This window comes from Macrococcus sp. CoH-51_TC_04, from assembly GCF_058188655.1.
Genome location: NZ_JBVGOY010000014.1, coordinates 12,685 through 35,583, shown reverse-complemented (window position 1 = coordinate 35,583; position 22,899 = coordinate 12,685). Strand labels below are relative to the sequence as shown.

The window sequence follows — 22,899 nt, the reverse complement described above, 5'->3', positions numbered from 1 at the left end:
AACATACTGAGTGAATCCCTAGGATTCTATATGAACTAGATTTGTCAGGGTGGCTAACTTGTAATTGCAATTTAGAATCAACTTTCGATATTTTATTAGCTATATTTCTATTAATTTTCCCATCAGATGTAATAGCATTTACTGAAAGAAATGGTACTCCCTCTTCTGTATATTTTGGAGTTTCATGAGGTCCATCAGTAATTGGTCGTGATAGACAATTTCTGAGTTTGGTCACTTTCCAACCAGACGGTATTTCTCCAATCCACTCAACTCCACTATCTTTCATTTCTCTACTCAACATTACTCACCTCTTTGCCAGATAATGCTTCGAAGTTAGCAACAATTGATTCTTCTAATTGTTTTATTCTTTCTGCGATTACTTCTGAAGGTTCTGGTGCTATGTATTTATAGAACAATCGAGTGAATGGTATCTCATATCCTACTTTATCTTTCTTGCGATCCATCCATGCGTCTGGATTGAACGGGATAACTTCTCTCTCAAAGTATTCTTGAATATCTTCTTTTAACGGAATATCTTCTGTATCTCTCGCATTTTTATCTGCTACAGGCTTTCCTTTTTTCAAGATGATATTACCTTCTTCATCTTTCTCTGGCGACTCTATCGTTACCTTTGTATAACCAAACTCTTCGTTATCAAAGATTTTTGATTCCACTCTCTTGTCATCTAAATGATATTCTTTGTTTTCAAATTCACCATAAGCTTTAACAATCATCTCACGACAATACTCTTTAATCTCTACACGTTTATTACCGATGTTCTTTCTTCTCTTTTCATACATATGAGAAGCATCGATTAATTGCACTTTCCCTTGTCTTTCTAGCGATTTATCCTTCGTAATAATCCAAATATATGTTGAAATCCCTGTGTTATAGAATAAGTCAGTTGGTAATTGAATAATTGCTTCTAACCAATCATTTTCAATAACATATTGACGAATCGCACTTTCTCCACCGCCTGCATTTCCTGAGAACAACGCTGATCCGTTATGTATAATTGCCATACGCCCTGTTTCTTTTAATTTTGAGATACCATTAAGTTGGAATAATAATTGACCATCACTAATCTTTGGTAATCCCACACTGAAACGACCATTCTCACCTTCCTCATGTTCTGCTTTAACGGCATTTTGATCCGATTTCCAGTCAATACCAAATGGAGGGTTCGAGATACAATAATCGAATTTATAACCTGGGAAACCATCTTTAGATAATGTACTACCGAGTACCATATCATCAGGGTTCCCACCACGTATCATCGTATCTGATTTAGCGATAGCATAAGTCTCAGGGTTAAGTTCTTGACCAAACGTTCTTACAGTCGCCTCTTTATTGAAGTCTTTAATACGCTCCTGCATAGCTGACAACATCTGTGATGTTCCCATTGTCTGGTCATATACTGTTTTTACCGAATCATCTTTTGTCAAAGTATCAATATCTTCAGATAATAGTAAATCAGTCATTAAATAAATGATATCTCTACTTGTAAAATGCGCTCCCGCTTCTTCGTTATAGCTTTCTGAGAACTTACGTACTAATTCTTCAAAGATATAACCCATGTCTGTACTCGTTACTTTATCTGGTCCTAAATATGATTCTTTTTTGTTGAATTCCTGAATAACATAGAATAATTTATCATTGCTCGCTAAGTTTGAAATTTCGATATCAAATTTAAAGTTCGCTAAAATATCCTGCATATTATCTGAAAATCCATTAAGATACGCTCGGAAGTTTGTTTCAATATTGGCTGGATCAGCAAGTAGTGTGTCAAATGAATACAGACTTGTATTATAAAACTGATAACCAGATGCTTCTTTTAAGAAACTTTCTTTAAATGACTGATTGGCATTTTTAAATTGCTCGTTAACCTCTAATACTTTTTCTTTTGTCGGAAGTAAAGTGTCATGTAATCTTTTAATAACCGTCATCGGAATAATAACTTTTCCGTATTCATGGGGTTTATAAAGCCCTCTTAAAATATCTGCTACGTTCCAAATAAGATTAGCTTGTTTTTGTACATTAATATTTGTTTGATTTGTTCTTAATTGTTCTGACATTTTATAATCTCCATTCTTACATAATTATCCTGTCATTAATAAATATAGCATAATAATAGCTACTGAAAACATATAGTTTTAAAAGCGTTTTTATAAAAGAGCATCGCCTAAAACTAAGCGATGCTTCAAGTTTCTATATTAACCATTACTGCTTTATTTTTAATCTACTTTCTTCACAAACACTTCATTTCTCACTTCATCTGGAATGATGCCAAAGAAATAATTCTCTATCTGCTCCCAGAACCATTGTGTATGTTTCAACTGCTTATCTTGAAGATTATCTCCATCAAATTCTTTAGTAAATAAATATTTCAACATTGCTAACCCTATTTTATGAGAAGTGTATTGATGATTCAAAATTTCATTCGTATACTTCTTCGGCTTAGCTACGGCGTTTTCAAGCGGATACACTGAGTTGATACGAAGTGATAATGTCGGTGTTTCTCCACTTGAAAGGTGATAGCTTAATTTTCCGAGGCCTTCTAGTAAACCAAGAATAATAGTATAGTTATTAATCTCTTCTTGCTGATTCCTTACTATGTAATAACTATATTGTTGTGGCGGCATTGCAACTGATATTTCTTTATTGAATAATTTGTCTACATAGTAGCGTAATTTATCAAATATATCGTTATAAGTATTCGATATCTTGAACTTATCATCAGCTAATACTGTGATGCCGCTTACTTTATTTACTTCACTTGCTTTTAACAAACTATTTATCAGTAACATGCTGAATTGCTCGTTAAATTTGGATTTTAGTATTGTTCTTAATTGATAAGCGAGTTGTTTTTCGTCAAAATGATTCCCTTTAACAGCAAATGTTCTAAACGCCTCTTCACATTGATTTAATATCTCAAGTATTTCTTTCTGAAGATCGCTTACGTCTTCTTCTTTAATCGTAATGTTGTATGCAATCGGTAGTTTCTTAAGTAGTTTATCAAATTGAAGTTCATCATCACCGATTGCCATAAAGAACTTAAACTGAGGATATGAATATCTATCCGCATAATATTTTTTCCAGTATTCTCCTGTCTTAAATTTATATACTTGTTTATAGTACTCACCGCTTGTATGTTCTACAAATTCAAAGAATGGTGCATACTTCTTAAGTTCTATGGTAGATAATAAGTCCTCGTTTACGAGGATATAATCTTCACCATTTACTTCTCCAGGACGTGTTACAATAGGTGGATATTTAATGTTATTCTTAAAATCATTCTCGATTGTAAGAAGTGCGAGCTTCACTTTGTTCTCTGGGTCATCGTTAGATGATTCTGTCTCACCTTTAGCAAATATATGTGCAAATTCTTTCGGATTGATTACTAAGTTACGCTTATAACGATTCGCTTTATAAATTTTAATTAATTTATCCATCACTGCGAGTAATTCTGATTTTTTGATTGAGGACATGGCATACATCTTCTTCACTTCATTGAAGTCTTTTTGCAGATAATCTACTTTAGCATGACCTATCATCTTAGGATCACGCGCTGCACGACCTATTTCTTGTACGAAATCTAGCACATTTCCCGTCATACCATAATGATAGACTCTTTTAATATCAGGTACATCAATTCCCATACCAAATGCTTTGGTCGCTAAAATAACGGGTTTTTCACCATTTAAGAAAGCATTGAAATTCAGTTCCTTTTCATGAGGTGCAAGTCTTCCATAATAAACTGCTATCTTATCTTTTGTTCTTTCGGCATTCGTATCTACATATTTTAAGAAGCTGTGAATTTGTTTAATCGTTGGGAAGTAAATAAGTAGTTTTTCATTCTTTTTTAAAGCGTCCTTAACTGTTTTAAGTGTTAACTCTGTTTTTATCTTCATTGCATCATTTTTAAATTTCGTCTTATCTTCTTTTTCAACGTTCGATATCTGCAATAGCAGGTTATCCTTCTTAACGCTTCCGATATATTTAATGACAGATGTAAGGTTTAATGTAGATTTAATTTCATCTAACATACTGTTTTTACCTTCGACTATCGCTGTTGCAGTAAACGTTACAATCGGAAAGGTCTGATTCGCTCTCAGTTTTGATACATAGCTACCCATATACCAATAATCAGGTCTAAAACTTTTACCCCATGTCGTTACAATATGCGCTTCATCTACAATAAATAGTCCAATTGGTCGTTCACCTATTAAATTTGCGATATCACCACGACTTAATAATGTTTCAGAAGAGATGTAAAGAAGGTCAATACTACCCGCTTTAATTTCTGCTTTAATTTTTTCTTTTTCTAATGGAGAAATGCCAGAATTAATCGTCTTAGCATTCTTGATATTTCTTCGCTTTAAGCTTTCTGTCTGATCATTCATTAAACCAATGAGTGGTGAAATGACGATTGTAATCGGATTTTTATCTTTATACTGCTCGGCTAAATACAGAGCTGGAATCTGGAACATCAATGATTTTCCTGCTCCGGTAGATGCCGTAATAAAGATGTCGCGTGGCAGTTCTCCATTCATGCCCTTTTCTGCTTGGCTCACGATATCATCGATAATTTGAGCCTGGCTTATGTTAACTACTTCTCTAGATGCTGTAGTGTTTTTATAGAATGGCAGTTCTTTGAATCCATCATAACCCCAGTATTGTTTCAGGATTCGTGTATAATCATTTTCTCTCGCAATAATTCTCTTTTGAGAAGAACTGATCACAACTTTAATACGTCCATCGAATTCATTATTCAATGTTTCAAGGTAATCTTGGATTTGACTATACTCATCCATATTTGCGAACATGATATAATAATTTGGTGTAGTATTTCTTAGTTTCTCAATTAATTCTATTACTTTCGACTGCTCCGTACTAATATCAATGAGTTGATTTGATTCGATTGCATTAACATCTTCTGTAACTTCAAGGGGGTGTTGACCATGATAGACCGTGCGAATTGTCATCTCTTCAATCTCGCTTAGAAATTCGTTATAGATTACGTAGTATTGATGGTTAAACTCGATTACCATACCATAGATTGCATTAATAAATTCATCAAAATCTGTGGCGCTATATTTAGGATTGGTAAAATTATTTTCATAGAACTTATGTATATCTTTAAGTGCGTAGTTATGTGGATATATTCCAGGATAAATATTATTTTTTAAGATGATGATTTCATCAAATTCATATTGTATTACTTCTCCATAGATAAAGAATTCCTCTGGCGTTACCCAAGCATATTCTTTATCGTAGTTTCTAACTTCTCTGACGATTTTTCTTTTCTCAGCACTACCTACCGCGTAATGCTCATCTAAAAAACCATTGAGTTCAAAATCAAATAACTTATTACTTTCTTTCTCTAAATCACTTATACTAAATCCTTCTAATATGTATAAACTTTTTAAACTAGAATCGTGGTTAATCATTAATTTGCCTCCCAATAATCTCTAAAATTATTTATCACTTGATGTCTGCTCAATTTTCTCAGAACATTTTTCTCAATTTGTCTTATTCTTTCACGTGTAACCCCATGTTCTTCGCCGATTTCTTCTAGCGTCATGACGTTCGTTCCATTAAGTCCAAATCTCTTGATAATAACATCTGCTTCACGTGGTTTAAAATCACTATTAAGTAACTCATTGATATATTGAGTCAATGTCTTTTTAAAGACTTCATTTTCTACTAAATCATCACCAAACATTGCATGATTTTCTTCAGTAGGTTCTATTATAAAATCCCCTATTTCAGAATCCTGATCTTCACCTATATATGTAGATAAAGACACTTGCGCTTTATTAAATAGATGGTCATATAATAAAAGCTTTTCTATTTGTTCTTCTGACAAGTCACTATGTGCTTTAATATCTGCTATCATTAGCTGCATAGAATCATAGTCTTTATTACGTATCACTTTACGTATCTTATTCAAAGACTCTTGGACATGTACCGGTAAACGGATAATACGACTCTCATCTGCATAGCCGCGGCTAATCGCTTGTTTAATCCAGTGCGTTGCGTACGTTGAAAATTGATAGCCTCTCTCTATATCAAATCTCTCTATCGCCTTCAGAAGTCCTTTCTGTCCAAACGAAATAAAATCATCTAGTTCAAGTCCTCCTTTAGGCTTAGCATTATAATATTGTAGTGCTATCTTTTTTACGAGTTGCTGATTGGCGATGACAATTCTTTCGAATGCTTCATCGTCACCATCCTCTTTAAGTTGAGAAAAATATTCTTCATTATTTTCAAAAGATATAATACTATGTTTATTAAAATCGTCTTCAAAGGTTTTACTATGTATAAATTCAGCGCTATCTTCAGCGATATAACCTTCTGCTAATAACGCAGCAGCTAAATCAAAATTCTCATTTTGATCTTTATTTGGCTTTTCGACGTATAATTCCTTAGTATCATATTCCTCTATATCACAATTATCCGTAACGATAAATTGAAACCCAAATTTGTTAATAAATTCCTTACCTTTATCATAATCAGAGAATAATTTATCATAAAGATAGGGGGCAGTTACAACAACGTTTTTATCCAAGTCAGCTTTCAGTTCTTCGTAAGTTAAATCAATACTTTTTTCAGGAAATTTACCATTTAAGAATTCAATCAATTTCAGTTCATGTTTATTCATATCATATTCCTCGATTCAATTAATCCTTTTGTGTATCCGCTTACATTGATTATACACTTTTTTATCCAGAAAATTGGCGCATTTATAATAAGTTATCCAACATTCACCAGTTCAAATAATGCTGATTTTTGTATCGCTGTTTTTAGATTTGTTTTATTGATACCGAGCTCTTTATTTTCTTTTCTTAAGATATGTACCTTAGGATATATAACTTCCGATCCATCCTTTAATTTCTTCAATCCACTACTCTCATTCCCCATGCCTTTAACTGAATGCGGCATCGCACCTATAAAGATATCGGAGTATTTTGTTGAATACTCCAATAATCTTAGGTCAAAGTTTGTAGCTTCTTCATATGCCACGACTTCAAATTGTCCTGGAATACTTGCTGCCTTGAATATACCATCAATGTCCTTCTTCTTAATGGAGCCATTGCTAAGACCTATAATGAGTATCTTAGATTTTTCATTAAAGCTGATATTTCGTGCCTTCTCAGTTTCAAGTTCATATTTCATTTTGAATGATTCTATATTCCCAATACGGTTCTCCATGATGGCTTCACGCTTAATTCTCTCGAAGAGTCCATCCAGCATATCCATCAGCATGTCATATTCCAGTTGCATTAATATTCCTCCTTATTAAATTTATTAAAGATAGTCGGCAGTTTTTCTTTAAATCGCTTTATATTTTTTACCATTCTTTTATAGTCAGCTAACTCTAATTTCATCTCATCTGCAATCATTTCCATCTCATCATCTGATAATACTGGAATGAGGTAATCTGCAAGTTTCTTATTAGTAATAGTAAAGATGACACTTCCTGTATTCATACGTTCAATCATGTTCATTCCCGTTTCACTATTCATATACGCTAACAGATAGTAAGGATTGATTTTATTCATATTTGGTCTGATAATCGTAATATTTGAGCTTACAATGACTTGTTTCTCAGCAACTGCTTTTTCAATAATAGCAACTTTAATCTTAGATCCACGGCTTGTAATTACAAGGTCATTTTCTTGTACGAGCATCTTACTATGAGTATCTAAGAGTTCCTGGCTGATCGGTTGGTTTAACTCATCAATATAGATATCATTTAGATCACTTAAGTTTAACAAGTATCCTGCAGGAACTTTGTCTTTATCTTCATCAAGTGTTGTCTTATTGATATCTCTTCCACGCAATAATGTAGATGTTAACTTAGAAAGAGGCTGTGGATTAATAAGCATATTTTCTCCATTTTTTAAATGTATAAGCGGGTGCAGGTTATATTCCACTTTTTCTAAATCTTGTTCTGTAATATCAATCCCAATATCTGAATGGGTCTCCAAAGCTTCAACAATACCATTGATATTATCGTTACTAAGTGATTTTTTGTTACGCTTCGTACCTTCAATATATTCTTCGCTGGCATCTATAATACGAATTTTTTCGTTTTGTTCTGTCGTCATCACTAACATGTATGTCGGCATCTGTATATGTTCCATCAACCCAGCTGGTAATTGAATAACGGCCTTCAAACACTTCTTATGAACAAGTTGCTTTCTAATCTCTTTATCACGTATGGCATTCAATGCCGCTCCTCTGACAATGCTGATACCGACGCCATCTTCTTTCAGTGCTTCCAATACTCGCAAAGTGAAGATCCAGTCAGAAATCGAGATACGTTCAAGATTATATTCGGTTTTAATATTTAAATTTTGACGTAGCTCTCTTTTGATGTTGCCAAGAAACGGCATATTACAATAGACCATGTCATACTTCTTGCTATTCCAGTTAATAAGCGAGTCCATCGTCTGAAGCTCTATATTATTAATTCCACTGAGTTGTGTTAGAACTCTGGCCATCTTGACGACATGTGGATTTATCTCTTCGCCACTATAAGATTTACCAACCTCTTCTTGATACAGGGTACGTATAAATTGCGCACTCCCTGAAGCAATGTCTAATACAGTCCCTTTTGTATTCGCATATCGTTTAAAAATAGCAAGTGCTAATCTATCTCCTGCTCTAAACTCGTACGTATCAGAAACGCGTTCATTTTGTTTAACAATATAGAATAAGTCAATTAACTCTTGGTTAGACATTTGTTTTAATAATCCGATGAGTTTCTCTTTCATCGCTTCATCACGAATATTGAGATTAGATACATCAAATACTCCATCGCTTAGCCATCTATCGTAAATATCAATAATATCAAGCGAATTAATAGATGAAGCCCCTCTAGCACTGTCCAATATAGACCAAACTTCATTTACGTATTTCAAATAAGACACTCCTTTTTGGTTAACTTTAACCTTTTATAATACAACTATAATACAGCATATTTTGAATGTCAATGAATTTGGTTTATTTTAACCTTTTTATTTTTTAGTTAAATTTGCCTAAGTCATAGCTGTTTCAACAGTGCCCACTTATTTGAACTTAAATTAACCCCACTCACCTGTACAACTTCTCCTGCTACTTTGTTTGCGAATGTCAGTGCAGATGTGTCATCCATTCCTTTAGCAAGGCTCGATATAAATGCACCTGCATGGCTGTCTCCAGCACCAATCGTATCTTTAACTCTCACGATTTCTCCCGGTACATGCGTAACCATACCGTCATATATCATTGCACCTTGCGCTCCTTGTGTTACGACAATCTTGTTATGAGTTTTCTCATACAACATTTCAAGTGCCGCTTCAACCGTAGCACACCCTGTTTGTTCCTTAATCTCCTGTTCATTCAAGTGTATAATCGGTGACAGTTGATACACGCGGTCCATACGTTCTTGAGGAATCAAGTTCCCGCGTGGTCCTGGTGCGAAGATGATTGTTGCATCAACATTGCTTAACGTATCAATCAACTGTTCTCCATCACGTTCTTCAATTTCTAGCCCGCATATATAAACATACTTGTAATCATCTAAATTCAAACCATCTAACCACTGTGGATTAAACGTATACTCCACACCATGATGTGACATAAATGTACGTTCGCCGTGATGTTCAACGAAACAATAGCAGCATCCGTTCTCTCCCTCGACGCGTACTTCAGTTTGTATCCCTTGCTTCTCCAGCTCACGTGCGACAAACTCCCCGTACATTCCTGTGCCCACAGGGGATACAAATGTATAAGGCACACCTAGATGATGTAATACTGACACTACATTGTATGCACATCCACCAAGTGCCATCGTCTGATTTGATATATGTACGTCACCTGCTGTCGTTGGTAGCTGATCTACATTAATCACTACGTCACAGACTGTTGATCCAATAATTAAGCATTTGTCCATAGCACACCTCATAAGTTTTTCTTTCATTATACTACTTATCAACTTTTAAGATGGTGTCTACAAATGATATAGTGAAAATGCTGCAGATCTATAGCATAGACACTGCAGCATTTTCATATTATTTCCCAAATATCATTTGTTCAAATTCTTTGCCGAATTGTCCGCCAATATGCGAACTCATCGAGACAGCAATCAGTTGATTCTTTTTATTAAAAGCACCTTCAAAGTAATGATTTTTGAATTTGTAATATACACTTATTTCATTATCGATTACTTGCACTTCAGCATAGTTTTTACCATACATTTTGATAAATTGTTGTTTCGTAATCTTACCTTTTTTAACGGGCATTATAATTGCGTATGTCTTTAGATGATCATTCAGAAAGAATACGCTATCATACTTTCTTTGAATATATTTCGATTTAATCTTTTTGTTCTCAAGACTATACGTCATTATTGTCTCTGATGATTTGTCGACTGATTCCATAGGTACCTTATTGACAACTGTCTTTCCATTAACAGTGACTTTCCCCTTCTTCACCGCATTAATAAATGCCTTAGACTTTACAAATTGATAGTTATTACCACTATACCCATTGTACTTATAGTAGTATCCTGCAGCATTTGCCGGTGTTGAAATACTGATTATTGAAAGTACAGCAATCAGTGCAATGAATAAATTTCTCAAACGTTTCATGACATTCTCCTTATTTTGTATATTTTGTATTATTATATACAAAATAAGGTTATCAAGATACACTATTATTGTTTCTTTATTATATTTAATTGTTTATATATTAACTTCTATTTTAAAGCAGTCCCGAGTTCCTTTATCTCCCCCGGTCCGACCTGACAGCATCCGCCGATGATCTTCACTCCTTTTTCTTTCCAGCGTGGTGCCGCTTCAACAAGCGATGCATCCTCCCGATCAATCCATACTTTGTGAACTGCATCATATTGACGTCCACTATTAGGGTAGAGTATTAACGACTTGTCACTTAGTGCGATCAACTTATCCACTGCTGCATCGATGACGTTCACGCTTGTACAGTTCACACCGAATGCTAATACATTTTCAATCTCATTCACTACTTCAATCACTGCTTCAAGTGGTGTGCCATCTGACAGATGATCATGATCTTTCAGTGTCACTGAAATCCATGCCTCAATATGTGGATAATCAAGCAGCAGTGTTCTCACTGCTTTAATTTCTTCTATATTAGGGATGGTCTCAAACGCAAAGACACTTATACCTGTTTCGATTAGTATATCTAGTCGTTCTTTATGATACTGAATATAATCAGCTTCAGTTTCTTCATAGTCCCCTGTATACTCTGAGCCATTACCGAGCATTGCACCATACGGCCCAAGTGATCCTGCAACGATTGCTCGATTGCCTGCTGCACGCGTTGCGAGTTCCACTGCTGTCGCTAAATATGTGCGTGCGGCTTCTTTATCAATGCCAATATTTAAGAATGATTGTACAGATGCCTGGTACGTATTGGTCAGTATAATCTCTGCACCGCTATCCACGAATGCTTTATGGACTTTATACACCGCTTCCGGATTGGACTGAATTAAGTTCGATGACCATAGTTCGTGTTTCACATCGTATCCGAATTGTTCTACAGTCGTTCCAAAGCCTCCGTCTAATATTACGATGTCTTGCTGTAACTTATCTCGTAGCTGCATGAATATGTGCTCCTTTCTTCTTCAGGAAATAATGAATTAGTCCGACGATAATACAGAATGGTAATCCAATCAGTGTCGCAAGTCTTTGGTTCGGGTCAAAGAGTACGCCGATTGTAGAAATAAGACATAATGCAAATCCTGCTACCGGTAGGATATATGCTGTACGTTGTGTAACACCTTCTCTTCTTAATTGATTGAACCTCGCCACACAGATGCTCATCCATACAACGACTACGGCAAATCCTGCAACAGAGACCAGTACTAAATAGACAATCGTCGGTGCAATCACACTTGATAACAGGCTGAGTAATGCTCCAGCTAAACTAATGATTGTCGCGTTAACCGGCATACCGTTCTTATTCAGCTTTCTTGCGATTGGTAATACATTATCTTGCTCTGATAGGCTCCATAACATTCTGCTGGATGCATAAAGTCCTGAATTTGCTGCTGACAGCAATGCCGTCAATATAACGAAGTTCATAATATCTCCGGCATAAGGAATTCCGACGCTATCCAATATCGAAACAAATGGACTTTCGAGTAAGCTCGCTTGATCCGTTGGTAAGAGTAAGACCATGATCACGATGGTCCCGATAAATAGTAACCCGAGTCTCCATACTGTCGAGCGAATGGTTTTCGGTATTACGTTCTCAGGATGCTTCGTCTCTCCCGCTGCTATCGCAATGAGCTCCGTCCCACTGAACGCATAGTTTACCGCAAGCATTGTAATAAAGATGCCGAATAATCCATTCGGTACATCAAATAGCTTCTCACTTGAAGTGACCGGCTTTAAGTCAGACGGTACGACATTGAATAATATTAATAAGCCAATAATAATAAATGCAATGATGGCAATTACTTTAATCAGTGATAGCCAGAACTCTGTTTCACCATACATCTTACTTGTCGTAAAGTTTATCCCGACAATCACGAGGATGAATACCAGACTGAACAACCATACCGGAAAATCCGGAAACCATTTCTGAAATAAGATACCACCCGCAGTTATTTCGGATCCCAGAGCAATCGTCCAGCATAGCCAGTAGCTCCAGGCAACGACATGCCCTATCGACTGATGAATATAAATATTCGCATACGTATGAAATCCTCCAACATCGGGGTGTGCTACTGCTAGAGCACCCATGCATTTCATCACAATATAAACAAGCAGTGCACCAATGACGTAGCTCACCACTGTTCCGATAGGCCCTGCCTGCTGTAATGTGTACCCCGTACTTAAGAATAACCCTGTGCCGATCACACCTCCGAAACTCAGCATCATCACATGACGTGCTTCCATTCCTCTTCTGAAACCATTTGACATATCTATCCCTCCATAAAAAAATACCCTTCTGAAAAAGAAGGGTATAAAGTCTACACTCATATTTCAGGAATCACCTGTTGGATTTAGCACCGTGCAAACGCCGGTTGCTGAGATTTCACAGGGCCAATTCCCTCCATCTCTCTGTATAAGTTATTTAGTTGATATTAATCATACATTAGTGTTTTCAAAAGGTCAACGCATTATTTATACGCCTAAATACTATACATAACTCTCAATAATATCGAGTTTACCTTGGAGCTTAATTTCCTTATCTTCAGTCGTCAGAATAAAATGATCGCCTTTTCTGATTGTATAGACTTGTCCGTCAGCAGTTAGCGTTCCTTCACCTGATAGCACGCTCATCAATGTATAGTCTTGGTGTTTCCTATATTCATAATGGTCTTCTATCAGTAGCTGTTTCACTGTAAAGAAACTGTTAGAGATATATGTTCTAATGACATTTCCCTGTACTTCAGTAACTTCCGCTTCTGTGCCTGAATTATCTTCATTAAAAGAAATTACATCAATACTTTGCTCAATATGCAGCTCGCGTTTATGACCGTCCTTATCCGTACGGTCATAATCATAGATGCGGTATGTTGTATCCGAATTCTGCTGTGTCTCTAATATACGGATGCCTTTACCGATTGCATGAACTGTTCCACTAGGTACATAGAAGAAGTCCCCTGGTTTGACTTTAATGGAATTAAAAAGTTGATTCCATTTGCCCTCATGTATCATGTTCTCCAGCTCGGCTTTGTCTTTCGCATTATGCCCGTAGATGATTTCAGCGTCTTCATCGCAGTCGATGATATACCAGCATTCTGTCTTACCGAGTTCTCCGTTCTCATGTACTTGTGCATATGCATCATCTGGATGGACCTGCACAGATAATTCATCATTCGCATCAAGAATCTTTGTAAGGAGTGGGAACTTATCTGTCGTTTGAACGCCAAATAGTCCTGTGTTTTCTTCCCACAACTCTTTTAATGTCTTGCCTTCATGTTCTCCGTTCACAATCATATTCGGACCATTCTCATGTGCTGAAATACCCCAGCACTCCCCTGTTTTATCATTCGGAATCTCATATCCGAATTCCTTCAAATGTCTGCCACCCCAGATGCGTTCTTTGAATACTGGTTGTATCATTAATGTCATTACTCTCAACCTCTCCTATAAATTTAACTTCATTATAGGGAGGGCATCCTTTATATTTACAGGATTTTATGTCATCGAAGGCTCATTTCGTTCACTCCTTCAGACAAAATAATATTTTATCGTATATTAAACGTTTTCATAATTGATTACACTGAAGACAAATAAAAGGAGGCGCGTATTTATGAACTTTTTTGATATCCAGAAGATTCCTAATAAAGGAATCCCTATTCCTGTTCAGAGAAAAGAATGGCGTAAACAATTTTTAAAGGCTTTCTTCGTTGTATTCTTTGCTTACATGTCAATGTATTTAATCCGAAACAACTTCAAAGCTGCACAACCTATGTTAAAAGAAGAGCTTGGTATCACAACTTTACAGCTCGGTTACATCGGTCTTGCATTCAGTATCACTTATGGCCTTGGTAAATCATTAATCGGTTATATGATCGATGGTAGAAATACGAAACGTATTATTTCGTTCTTATTGATTATGTCGTCTATCATTGTACTGATTATGGGCTTCACGCTGAGTTACTTCGGTTCAGCGATTGGTTTCTTGATTGTGTTATGGGGATTAAACGGTATGTTCCAATCTGTCGGTGGTCCGGCAAGTTATTCTACAATTTCTAGATGGGCACCAAGAACAAAGCGTGGGCGTTATCTCGGTTTCTGGAATGCTTCACATAATATTGGTGGTGCCATTGCAGGGGGTCTTGCATTATGGGGTGCGAACATGTTCTTCCACGGTAATGTTATCGGGATGTTCATCTTCCCTAGTATCATCGCTTTAATCATCGGTATCGTCACACTCTTCATCGGTAAGGATGATCCTGAAGAGTTAGGATGGAATCGCTGTGAAGATATCTTCGAAGAACCTGTGGACGAGGAGAATATTGCATCTCAGGATATGACGAAGTGGGAGATATTCAAGACATATATCCTTAAGAATCCGATCATCTGGATTCTATGTGTTTCTAATATATTCGTATATATTGTGCGTATCGGTATTGATAACTGGGCACCATTATATGTGACTGAGCATCTTGGATTCAATGCAGGAGATGCAGTGAATACTATTTTTTACTTTGAAATTGGCGCTTTAATTGCAAGCTTGATGTGGGGTTACGTTTCTGATTTATTGAAAGGTCGTCGTGCACTCGTTGCAATCATGTGTATGTTTCTCATTGTGTTTGTTGTAATGTTCTACAAGAATGCGACAAGTGTCGGTATGGTCAATGCCTCATTGTTCGGTCTTGGTGCATTAATATTCGGTCCTCAGCTGTTGATCGGTGTCTCTCTCGTAGGATTTGTACCGAAACGTGCGATCAGTGTAGCCAACGGTATGACTGGTACATTCGGTTACCTCTTCGGTGACTCGATGGCAAAGATTGGTTTAGCGATGATCGCTGACCCAGAAAGTAAGGGATTAAATGTCTTTGGATATGTATTACATGGCTGGACGGATGTATTTATCGTGTTCTATGCGGCGCTGATTCTTGGTATGATATTACTAAGTATCGTTGCTGTAGCGGAAGAAAAAAAGATTAGAAAGTTAGAAAGTAAGATGAAATAATGAAAGTCGAGACAAGCGTCTCGACTTTTTTTATGATTTCATATATTGATTTGGTGTCATCTTCAAGTATTTATGGAAGTTATAGTTGAATGCTTTATATTCGTTATAGCCTACTTGTTCAGAGACTTCATAGATTTTAAGATGTTTTTCAAGCAGATCAAGCGAGCGATATACACGATAACGGTTTATAAAATCATTAATCGTTATTCCGGTAAACTGCTTAAAAGTACGCATTAAGTATGATGTACTAATGTCGAGTTCGTTCGCGATAATCTCGTTATCAAGTTCAGCTTGTATATTAGCCTTGATAAAGTGAACTGCCTGATTAATGTAGTAATTATCAAAGTCTGTCATTAATACCGGCCTCAATATTTCAGGCACTGTACGCTTTGTTGTTTTGAATGTTTTTACGATGGTTTGCAGCAAGGTATTGAGCTCATCTTCATCGATCGGTTTAAGCAGGTAATCTACGACTTTGAACTGTATCGCTGCTTTAGCATACTCAAAGTCATCATAACTTGATAGGATCAGCTTCTCATAATCAATTTGACGTGTCGCTTCCATCATTTCAATACCATTCATACGCGGCATCTTAATATCTGTAATGACAAGATCTGGTTCATACTGTAATATCATATCTTGACCTTCTATGCCGTCCTTTGCAAGAAATACATCACTAAACATCAGTTTCTGCCAGTCAATGGATGACTTTAATCCTTCACGTATCATCCGCTCATCATCAACAATCAGTACTTTATACATATGTACCTCCCTTCTTTACACGTAACGTTACCAATGTGCCATTATTATATGCTGAATACACCTTCATACCATAATGTTCACCATACTTAACGCGTAACGTCTGATGTATGTTCTGCATTCCGATATGAATATTTCGGAGTTTATAATGTTTGATCATGCTCCTTACTTCTTTTAGCCTTTCTTTGGTCATGCCTATACCGTCATCATATACCGCTATATATATATCGCCATTACGGAGTGGTTTAATACGCACTTTAATATTCAATCCATTCTCAATCGCTCCATATTTAATTGCATTTTCGATAAGCGGCTGAATCAACAGCTTATCAGTCTGCAGGTTCATAAGAGATTCATCAATATCAATCGTATAATGGATGGCCTGATCAAAGCGAATATTCTGTATAAACACATAGTCTTCCAGGTAATCGATTTCTTTTTTGAAAGTTACTTCAGATTCTTTCACACGTAAGGCATAACGTAATATCGAGGAGAGCTTGATCATCATCTTCTTAGCAGCTTTCTTATCCGTATCTATCATATAGTTAATTGTCTGCATCGTATTAAAGATGAAGTGAGGCTGGAACTGGTTCTCCAATGATTTAAGCTGTGATTGTCTTAATGCTTCGTTCGATTCTTTCGTCGACTTTAATAATCGTTCATTGAGCTGAGACAATTCGAATACATAGCGATTGATGATTTCGAGTTCGCTTTGCGCAGTTAAAGGCTCGTATGTGGTCAACGCTCTGACTTGAGCTTGCCTGATATGTGCAATTATTTCGTCGATATCCTGTGTTTGTCGATGTGCAAGACGTTTGCTGGAATACATGGTAATCATAATCAAAAGAAAGAATGTGCCAAGTAAAATGCTGATTAAAATGATGCCCCTGTCAATTGTCTGTGTCAGATCCTGATATACATAGAGCTTTAACTGATCATCTTTATGAAATGCTGTAATCTGCATGCGTTCATCGTATGAATATTTGTCACCTACAGGATGATCATCACTACTGTAATATATGTTGTCATACAAGTCTGTAACTACATAATGATAGTCATGATAATGCATCACATCTTTAAGTACATTTGCAGGGACACTTATAGTAAGTCGGGATTGCTCCCCATCTTGCTCATACATAGGTATCGTCGCGATATTGCCATAGTTGTTTGTATAGAGCTTATCGTATTCAAACTTAAAGATGTAGTGCTGTTTTCTATCATTACTCCGTTCGTATAAAGTGCGATATATATCCGTAGTATTTCCCGGGATATTTTTAGTAAAGTCGCGGTATCGCTCCTGGATGTGCTTCCTATCGTTCTCAATCATACTGACCATCGCTTTATTGACCTGATTCAGCTCATGATCGGTCTTCATAATGTATATCGCATAATAAGCAAATAGCCCTATCATTGTAAGCAAGAACACGGGAAGAATCGCAAACAAAATAAGCGTGCGCCGAATTTTGCGCTTATATAGCTGATGGTTCATCTTACTCCCCCCTTTGAAGGACATTAATTTCTTCCAGAGGTTTCAATACTTTATACGCTTTGAATGGTATGTCTTTACGTGCTGATTTGACATGAAATACATCTGAAATATGACGCTGAACTTCTTTACTTAGCATATACTGAATAAAATCATCACGCTTTGGATGGGTAGTGCCATTGATTCTGACAATTCCATCTGTATTGATAATGGTGCCGTCTGATGGATAGACAATTTCTAGAGGATACCCTGCATCAATATAATCCATCGCAGTATATTCGTAAGTCAGTCCTACATAGCTTCTGCCGGAAATCACATGTTCCATTACATCAGCAGTCTTATCCAGCTTTACACCACATTTTAATAACTTCTCTGATTGTGATTTATTATAGATTGTCTCCAGAGCACTTCTATGCTGATAACCTGTATTGGTCAGTTCCGGATTAGGATAACTGAACCGCTTATATAAATCTTGATTCAATAAATCATGATATTTGCTGACTTGTATGTCTCCTATCAAATCCTTATTTACAATAAATACGGATGGCATATAAATGAATGGCTGGATTTCTCCTTGAATAATACTTCTGCTGCCTTCAAGTTCACTTAAAGAACCTCCAACAAACACATGCCCCCGATTCTCCATAGGGGTGTGTTCAATTCGTTTTATTAATTTGCGTGTAGAGTCATGAATCACTTGTACGCGTTGACCTGTTGCATGTTCGAAATCCTGAATAATTGGATTTATAAAACGCTCCGGATATGGAGAATAGACAATTAAATCGCTCTTTTTCTGCTCAGGATGACTACACGCAGATAATATTAGTATCAAGACTATTACGAATATTAATTTCTTCATCCACATTCACCATCTGTCTGTATAATATAATTCTATTATAACGGTAATAAATTGTTATTAGAGTATTACTACAAAAATATTTTATGAAATTTTCCTACTGCTTTATAAAGATAAGCAGACTAGCTGATAAAGGGATAACAGTTAATGCGTATTGCCCTGGTATTGTAAAAACACCGATGATGAACGGTATTGCTGAACAAACAGCTAAAGAAGCTGAAAAACCTTTTGAATGGGGAATGGAACAATTTGCGAAAAATATTGCTTTAAAACGTTTATCTGAATCAGCTGATGTTGCTGCTTGTGTTTCATATTTAGCTGGGCCTGACAGTGATTATATGACAGGTCAAGCATTGATTATTGATGGTGGTATGGTATTTAATTAATGTACAGTGAGTTTTCTCACTCTAGATGAGTAGCGAAGAAATCTACGATGCAGATGAATGTTAATATTATGGCCCAAAGAATATTTCAAGACTTAAGGTTTCAGTGCCAATTTCATGGCCAAATCGAAGAATCCTTAAAAAAATGGCACTCAAATCTAGTTTGAGTGCCATTTTCAGTGCCAATAATATCTCATTTGAACCACCATACTATCGTTTTTTGAAATAATCAGATGTATTCACTAAGATGACAAATGCCAATATTATAGTGATAAATCCTGCGATACCAAACACTTCATTGACTTCTGTATATTCGATAAGTACTAAGCACATAGTAGCTATAATGAACACAGCACCTGCAAATCTACATAGACGTTTCTCATCATACTTCGCTTTTTGTTCTGCAGGTAACGTATTATATCCGGCAATAAGAAACCCTCCACGTCCGGTTAACATATAAATACCAATCAGTAAGAATAATATAACGATGATGATCATAAGCCTCTCTCCTTATTTAAGTGTTTCTGACTTTCTTCTCACACGGTCCATATAAAGTGTTAAGACGAGCAGGATCGCACTGAAGATAATATATGCAATATAAATTGCACGGTCGAATGATTCGTGAGACATTGTGAGTCTTTTAATTGATAGTGCGATGATAACTGCATACATAAGTGCCGTTATCCTGCTGCCCATTGTAAGCGTGCGCGTTGTTCCATCCATAAAGATCTTAATGAAGTCTGAGATGATTGAAGCTAATATGAACAGTCCGACGAGTGCATAGATTAAATAGTTTTCTAACGGTTCACCGCTTATAATATTTCGAATGACATTCGCAAATATGAATGTCAGGAAGAATATCATAATATAGAAAAATGGTTTTCTGTTCATAATTACACTCCTTTCATGTCTTTAGTTTAAGTTTATAGTAGAATATACAATTATACAATAAACAGGAGATTGAGTGCAGTTGAAATTAGATGGGTATTTTTTTGGGTGTGTAAATCAGCTGAATCATTACAGCGAAGAAGAAATTGAAGTCATGCAGCAAACAAAAGTGCAGTTAAAGGTGCATTCTACGGAGACGTTTCGTCCGGGCATGCTGCTCGGGCGTATCCAGTCAGGTAAGACGCGTAGTTATATCGGTACGATGGCGCTTGCGCTGGATGATGTGTTCGACTGCATCGTGATATTAACGAAGAATTCAAATGCGCTTGCCCGTCAGACATATGCGCGTGTCGCAGCAGAGTTTCGACGTGCGATAGATGAGGATAAGGTCATTGTGCATGATATTATCCATATGCCGAAGCTACGTAAGTATGAACTGAAGCAGAAACAGATCATCATCGTGAAGAAAGAAATTAAGAATGTCGCGCGACTTGAACAGTTTTTTATCGATTATCCTGAGATGAAGATGCGTAAAGTAATGTTTATCGATGATGAAGCGGATTATGCGTCGGTTGTTTATAGTGAAGATAAGGAGCGTAATTTAATAGAGCTGAAGAAAATCGCGACAAAGCTTGATGATATTAAAGCGATGTTACCGACTGCTGCATACTTACAAGTTACAGCAACGCCTTACTCGTTATACTTACAGCCGGATGCTGACGTGCTTGCAGAACGTGGCTATCAGCCGAAGCGTCCGGCGTTTACAGTCCTCGTCCCGACACATGATAAGTATGTTGGTGGCAAGTTTTACTTTGAGGAACAATCACCTGCAGCGCGCAGTTTATATCATGCAATCGATGAAAGTGAACTTGAAATATTACGTAAGTCTGATAATAGACGTGTAAAAGATGATTATCTGTTAACGTCTAAGAACCTGGAAGGCTTGCGTCATGCACTGATGAACTTTATCGTCGGTGCGAAAGTCAGACATCTAAGTAATGATCACATTACGAAATACAGCTTTATTATGCATACGATTACGACGAAAAAAGCACACGTGTGGCAATATGATGTCGTCAGTCGTATGGAGTCGAAGTTAAAGGAAAGCATTACAGAAAATCCTCAATTATTTCGTGATTTAGTTCATACCGCTTATGAAGATTTAAAGCATTCTGTAAATCATATGCCAGATTTCACTGATGTTCTGGAATCTGTGAAGACATCAATAATTGATGAAGAGCTGTTAATTGAAATCGTCAATTCTGAACAAGATGTCACTCAACTGCTCGATTATAATGGTGAGCTGAGACTACGTACGCCGATGACCTTCTTTATCGGCGGTCAAATATTAGATCGCGGTATCACTGTCGGCAACTTAATCGGTTTCTATTATGGCCGTGATCCACGTAAGTTCCAGCAGGACACTGTGCTGCAGCATTCACGTATGTATGGTGCTCGTCCGATGGAAGATATGGAGGTCACTCGTTTCTATACGACACCCCGAATTTATAGTGCGATGCAGCGTATGCATTTCTTTGATGAAGGGTTACGCGAAGCGATTATGAAACAGGATCATACCGTGAAGTTCTTAACGAAAGATGCACAAGGAGAGATCGTCCCTTGTAATCCTAATAAATTATTAATGTCTGAACTGATTACAGTGAGACCTCGTAAACGATTCTTACCTGTTGGCTTTGAAACGGTCAACAAAACGAAGTTAAACCAGGCGATGAAACGCATCGATAAAATGGTCAGTGCATTAGAAAAACATGCTGTACGTCATACCGGCCAAAATGTACTCGTCCCTGTCCACCACGTACGTGATATATTGATGGCGATCAATGAGACACTTATTTATACTCATTTACCATTTCAGATGGAACGCTACGTTGAGATGATTGAATACTTATCAGAAGATGACCTCGTATGGGTCATCGTCAGAACGAATCGTAATATAAGCAGATTACGTAGTGACGAAAGGTTTGCTGACAGACCAGACACAGGTCACGATGAATTGCAGACGGCATATAAGCTCGGTAAAACACATCCAAGTGTTATACTGCTCAGACAGAACGGTCACAGTGACTCCGGCTGGAAAGACGCACCGTTCTACTGGCCCGTGATTGTTGTACAAAGTAATATGCAGACGATGATATTCTCATAAGAAGTAGTCATCTAAAAAAGTCGCACCCTTCACACCTTTCGCGGTTAAATAACGTTTACCGAATTCATCCAGTAGCCCGTGAAATTCCTGCGCATGAAGCGGTGTAAATGTGTCAGGTAAGGTGACCTTATTATATAGGTCCATATAACTTTTACTTTGAACACCAAGCGCATTGAATAAGCGTCTCGTATATGTGTCAGCGATAAATACGACACGTTCGAATACATATACGAGTAACACATCTGCCGTTTCAAATCCAATACCACGAAGTTTTAGCAGCTCGTTACGAAGCTCTGTTGTATATATCTTATCAATCGCCCTGAAATCATATTCATGACTTTTCAGCCAAGTTAATACTGCTATAATTGCAGCAGATTTATTCGTATAGAAACCGCTTGGTCTGATCAGACTTTGTAATTCAGAAAGATGCAGATTTAATATGCGTTCTGGATCGAACTGTGTCGCGTTTCTTAAATTCGATAAGGAGCGCTCTACATTGCGCCAATTTGTATTCTGAACTAAAATCGCACCAATGATAATTTCAAAATTATCTTCTGCCGGCCACCATCCTTGTGGCCCCAGATTATCATATAAACAATCATAAAGTTCCTGTACTGTAAGTTTCATATATTACCTCCTATTTGAAATTACCCGGTAATCAGTCAGATGAATCTTC

Annotated in this window: 18 protein-coding genes, 2 pseudogenes and 1 riboswitch; of the genes and pseudogenes, 3 read left to right on the top strand and 17 right to left on the bottom strand. The window is 36.7% G+C overall.

The window, feature by feature from the left end; translation table 11 throughout:
* From ACZ2V4_RS10810 to manA, 11 genes and pseudogenes are all read right to left on the bottom strand, one after another.
* A pseudogene (locus ACZ2V4_RS10810) lies at positions 1 to 298 on the bottom strand (hypothetical protein); the annotation flags it as partial.
* Positions 291 to 2,075 carry a type I restriction-modification system subunit M gene (locus tag ACZ2V4_RS10805; protein WP_490514865.1) on the bottom strand — a complete coding sequence of 595 codons (1,785 nt, stop codon included), beginning with the start codon at positions 2,073 to 2,075 and terminating at the stop codon, positions 291 to 293. The pseudogene ACZ2V4_RS10810 and the gene ACZ2V4_RS10805, both read right to left, overlap by 8 nt.
* 159 nt (positions 2,076 to 2,234) lie before the next feature.
* Positions 2,235 to 5,450, bottom strand: coding sequence for a DEAD/DEAH box helicase (locus ACZ2V4_RS10800; protein ID WP_490514864.1), 3,216 nt, complete (start codon positions 5,448 to 5,450; stop codon positions 2,235 to 2,237).
* On the bottom strand, positions 5,450 to 6,664 hold the full coding sequence (locus ACZ2V4_RS10795) for a sigma-70 family RNA polymerase sigma factor (RefSeq protein ID WP_490514863.1): 1,215 nt from the start codon (positions 6,662 to 6,664) through the stop codon (positions 5,450 to 5,452). Before ACZ2V4_RS10795 ends, ACZ2V4_RS10800 begins: the two co-directional genes overlap by 1 nt.
* 92 nt (positions 6,665 to 6,756) lie before the next feature.
* Positions 6,757 to 7,287, bottom strand: coding sequence for a hypothetical protein (locus tag ACZ2V4_RS10790; protein ID WP_437790510.1), 531 nt, complete (start codon positions 7,285 to 7,287; stop codon positions 6,757 to 6,759).
* Positions 7,287 to 8,930: an N-6 DNA methylase gene (locus ACZ2V4_RS10785; RefSeq protein WP_490514862.1), complete on the bottom strand. Its 1,644-nt coding sequence runs from the start codon at positions 8,928 to 8,930 to the stop codon at positions 7,287 to 7,289. Before ACZ2V4_RS10785 ends, ACZ2V4_RS10790 begins: the two co-directional genes overlap by 1 nt.
* A 122-nt stretch (positions 8,931 to 9,052) precedes the next feature.
* A complete protein-coding gene (locus tag ACZ2V4_RS10780) occupies positions 9,053 to 9,943 on the bottom strand; it encodes a carbohydrate kinase family protein (RefSeq protein WP_490514861.1) in 891 nt (296 codons plus the stop codon).
* Positions 9,944 to 10,061: 118 nt separating this feature from the next.
* Entirely contained in the window at positions 10,062 to 10,640 is a 579-nt protein-coding gene (gene isaB, locus ACZ2V4_RS10775) for an immunodominant staphylococcal antigen IsaB family protein (RefSeq protein ID WP_101141490.1), read from the bottom strand.
* A gap of 107 nt (positions 10,641 to 10,747) precedes the next feature.
* Positions 10,748 to 11,635: a homocysteine S-methyltransferase gene (mmuM, locus tag ACZ2V4_RS10770; protein ID WP_490514860.1), complete on the bottom strand. Its 888-nt coding sequence runs from the start codon at positions 11,633 to 11,635 to the stop codon at positions 10,748 to 10,750.
* Positions 11,619 to 12,959, bottom strand: coding sequence for an amino acid permease (locus ACZ2V4_RS10765; protein ID WP_490514859.1), 1,341 nt, complete (start codon positions 12,957 to 12,959; stop codon positions 11,619 to 11,621). Before ACZ2V4_RS10765 ends, mmuM begins: the two co-directional genes overlap by 17 nt.
* Before the next feature lie 53 nt (positions 12,960 to 13,012).
* Positions 13,013 to 13,111, bottom strand: a riboswitch (SAM riboswitch).
* A 67-nt stretch (positions 13,112 to 13,178) separates the two neighbouring features.
* On the bottom strand, positions 13,179 to 14,117 hold the full coding sequence (gene manA, locus ACZ2V4_RS10760) for a mannose-6-phosphate isomerase, class I (RefSeq protein WP_490514858.1): 939 nt from the start codon (positions 14,115 to 14,117) through the stop codon (positions 13,179 to 13,181).
* Positions 14,118 to 14,298: 181 nt separating this feature from the next.
* Between manA and uhpT the strand changes: the two genes are divergently transcribed.
* The gene (gene uhpT / locus ACZ2V4_RS10755) at positions 14,299 to 15,687 is read left to right on the top strand and encodes a hexose-6-phosphate:phosphate antiporter UhpT (protein ID WP_219493799.1); all 1,389 of its coding nucleotides are present in this window, start codon (positions 14,299 to 14,301) and stop codon (positions 15,685 to 15,687) included.
* A 30-nt stretch (positions 15,688 to 15,717) separates the two neighbouring features.
* Here the strand turns inward: uhpT and ACZ2V4_RS10750 are convergent, their stop codons facing one another.
* Genes ACZ2V4_RS10750 through ACZ2V4_RS10740 form a run of 3 tightly spaced genes read right to left on the bottom strand, consistent with a single transcriptional unit; the run spans position 15,718 to position 18,791 of the window.
* A complete protein-coding gene (locus ACZ2V4_RS10750) occupies positions 15,718 to 16,449 on the bottom strand; it encodes a response regulator transcription factor (protein WP_490514857.1) in 732 nt (243 codons plus the stop codon).
* The gene (locus ACZ2V4_RS10745) at positions 16,442 to 17,935 is read right to left on the bottom strand and encodes a sensor histidine kinase (RefSeq protein WP_420494150.1); all 1,494 of its coding nucleotides are present in this window, start codon (positions 17,933 to 17,935) and stop codon (positions 16,442 to 16,444) included. The genes ACZ2V4_RS10750 and ACZ2V4_RS10745 overlap by 8 nt, the downstream gene beginning before the upstream one ends.
* A gap of 1 nt (position 17,936) precedes the next feature.
* Positions 17,937 to 18,791: an extracellular solute-binding protein gene (locus ACZ2V4_RS10740; protein WP_490514856.1), complete on the bottom strand. Its 855-nt coding sequence runs from the start codon at positions 18,789 to 18,791 to the stop codon at positions 17,937 to 17,939.
* A 119-nt stretch (positions 18,792 to 18,910) separates the two neighbouring features.
* On the opposite strand from ACZ2V4_RS10740, the pseudogene ACZ2V4_RS10735 reads away from it, so the two are divergent.
* Positions 18,911 to 19,174: pseudogene (locus ACZ2V4_RS10735) on the top strand (SDR family oxidoreductase); the annotation flags it as partial.
* Between the two features lie 207 nt (positions 19,175 to 19,381).
* Here ACZ2V4_RS10735 and ACZ2V4_RS10730 read toward each other — a convergent pair.
* Both ACZ2V4_RS10730 and ACZ2V4_RS10725 read right to left on the bottom strand, forming a co-directional pair.
* Entirely contained in the window at positions 19,382 to 19,669 is a 288-nt protein-coding gene (locus ACZ2V4_RS10730; RefSeq protein WP_490514855.1) for a DUF3784 domain-containing protein, read from the bottom strand.
* 12 nt (positions 19,670 to 19,681) lie between these two features.
* On the bottom strand, positions 19,682 to 20,062 hold the full coding sequence (locus tag ACZ2V4_RS10725; RefSeq protein ID WP_490514854.1) for a hypothetical protein: 381 nt from the start codon (positions 20,060 to 20,062) through the stop codon (positions 19,682 to 19,684).
* Positions 20,063 to 20,135: 73 nt separating this feature from the next.
* On the opposite strand from ACZ2V4_RS10725, the gene ACZ2V4_RS10720 reads away from it, so the two are divergent.
* On the top strand, positions 20,136 to 22,223 hold the full coding sequence (locus ACZ2V4_RS10720) for a Z1 domain-containing protein (RefSeq protein WP_490514853.1): 2,088 nt from the start codon (positions 20,136 to 20,138) through the stop codon (positions 22,221 to 22,223).
* Here the strand turns inward: ACZ2V4_RS10720 and ACZ2V4_RS10715 are convergent.
* A complete protein-coding gene (locus ACZ2V4_RS10715; RefSeq protein ID WP_490514852.1) occupies positions 22,218 to 22,850 on the bottom strand; it encodes an endonuclease III domain-containing protein in 633 nt (210 codons plus the stop codon). The two genes, ACZ2V4_RS10720 and ACZ2V4_RS10715, sit on opposite strands and share 6 nt — an antisense overlap.
* Between the last annotated feature and the right edge of the window lie 49 nt (positions 22,851 to 22,899).

Coding starts and splice junctions, on each gene's coding strand:
- isaB (WP_101141490.1), bottom strand. CDS start 10,640: ATGAAACGTTTGAGAAATTTATTCATTGCACTGATTGCTGTACTTTCA.
- ACZ2V4_RS10805 (WP_490514865.1), bottom strand. CDS start 2,075: ATGTCAGAACAATTAAGAACAAATCAAACAAATATTAATGTACAAAAA.
- ACZ2V4_RS10730 (WP_490514855.1), bottom strand. CDS start 19,669: ATGATCATCATCGTTATATTATTCTTACTGATTGGTATTTATATGTTA.
- ACZ2V4_RS10765 (WP_490514859.1), bottom strand. CDS start 12,959: ATGTCAAATGGTTTCAGAAGAGGAATGGAAGCACGTCATGTGATGATG.
- ACZ2V4_RS10745 (WP_420494150.1), bottom strand. CDS start 17,935: ATGAACCATCAGCTATATAAGCGCAAAATTCGGCGCACGCTTATTTTG.
- ACZ2V4_RS10780 (WP_490514861.1), bottom strand. CDS start 9,943: ATGGACAAATGCTTAATTATTGGATCAACAGTCTGTGACGTAGTGATT.
- ACZ2V4_RS10795 (WP_490514863.1), bottom strand. CDS start 6,664: ATGAATAAACATGAACTGAAATTGATTGAATTCTTAAATGGTAAATTT.
- manA (WP_490514858.1), bottom strand. CDS start 14,117: ATGACATTAATGATACAACCAGTATTCAAAGAACGCATCTGGGGTGGC.
- ACZ2V4_RS10750 (WP_490514857.1), bottom strand. CDS start 16,449: ATGTATAAAGTACTGATTGTTGATGATGAGCGGATGATACGTGAAGGA.
- uhpT (WP_219493799.1), top strand. CDS start 14,299: ATGAACTTTTTTGATATCCAGAAGATTCCTAATAAAGGAATCCCTATT.
- mmuM (WP_490514860.1), bottom strand. CDS start 11,635: ATGCAGCTACGAGATAAGTTACAGCAAGACATCGTAATATTAGACGGA.
- ACZ2V4_RS10715 (WP_490514852.1), bottom strand. CDS start 22,850: ATGAAACTTACAGTACAGGAACTTTATGATTGTTTATATGATAATCTG.
- ACZ2V4_RS10800 (WP_490514864.1), bottom strand. CDS start 5,450: ATGATTAACCACGATTCTAGTTTAAAAAGTTTATACATATTAGAAGGA.
- ACZ2V4_RS10725 (WP_490514854.1), bottom strand. CDS start 20,062: ATGAACAGAAAACCATTTTTCTATATTATGATATTCTTCCTGACATTC.
- ACZ2V4_RS10740 (WP_490514856.1), bottom strand. CDS start 18,791: ATGAAGAAATTAATATTCGTAATAGTCTTGATACTAATATTATCTGCG.
- ACZ2V4_RS10790 (WP_437790510.1), bottom strand. CDS start 7,287: ATGCAACTGGAATATGACATGCTGATGGATATGCTGGATGGACTCTTC.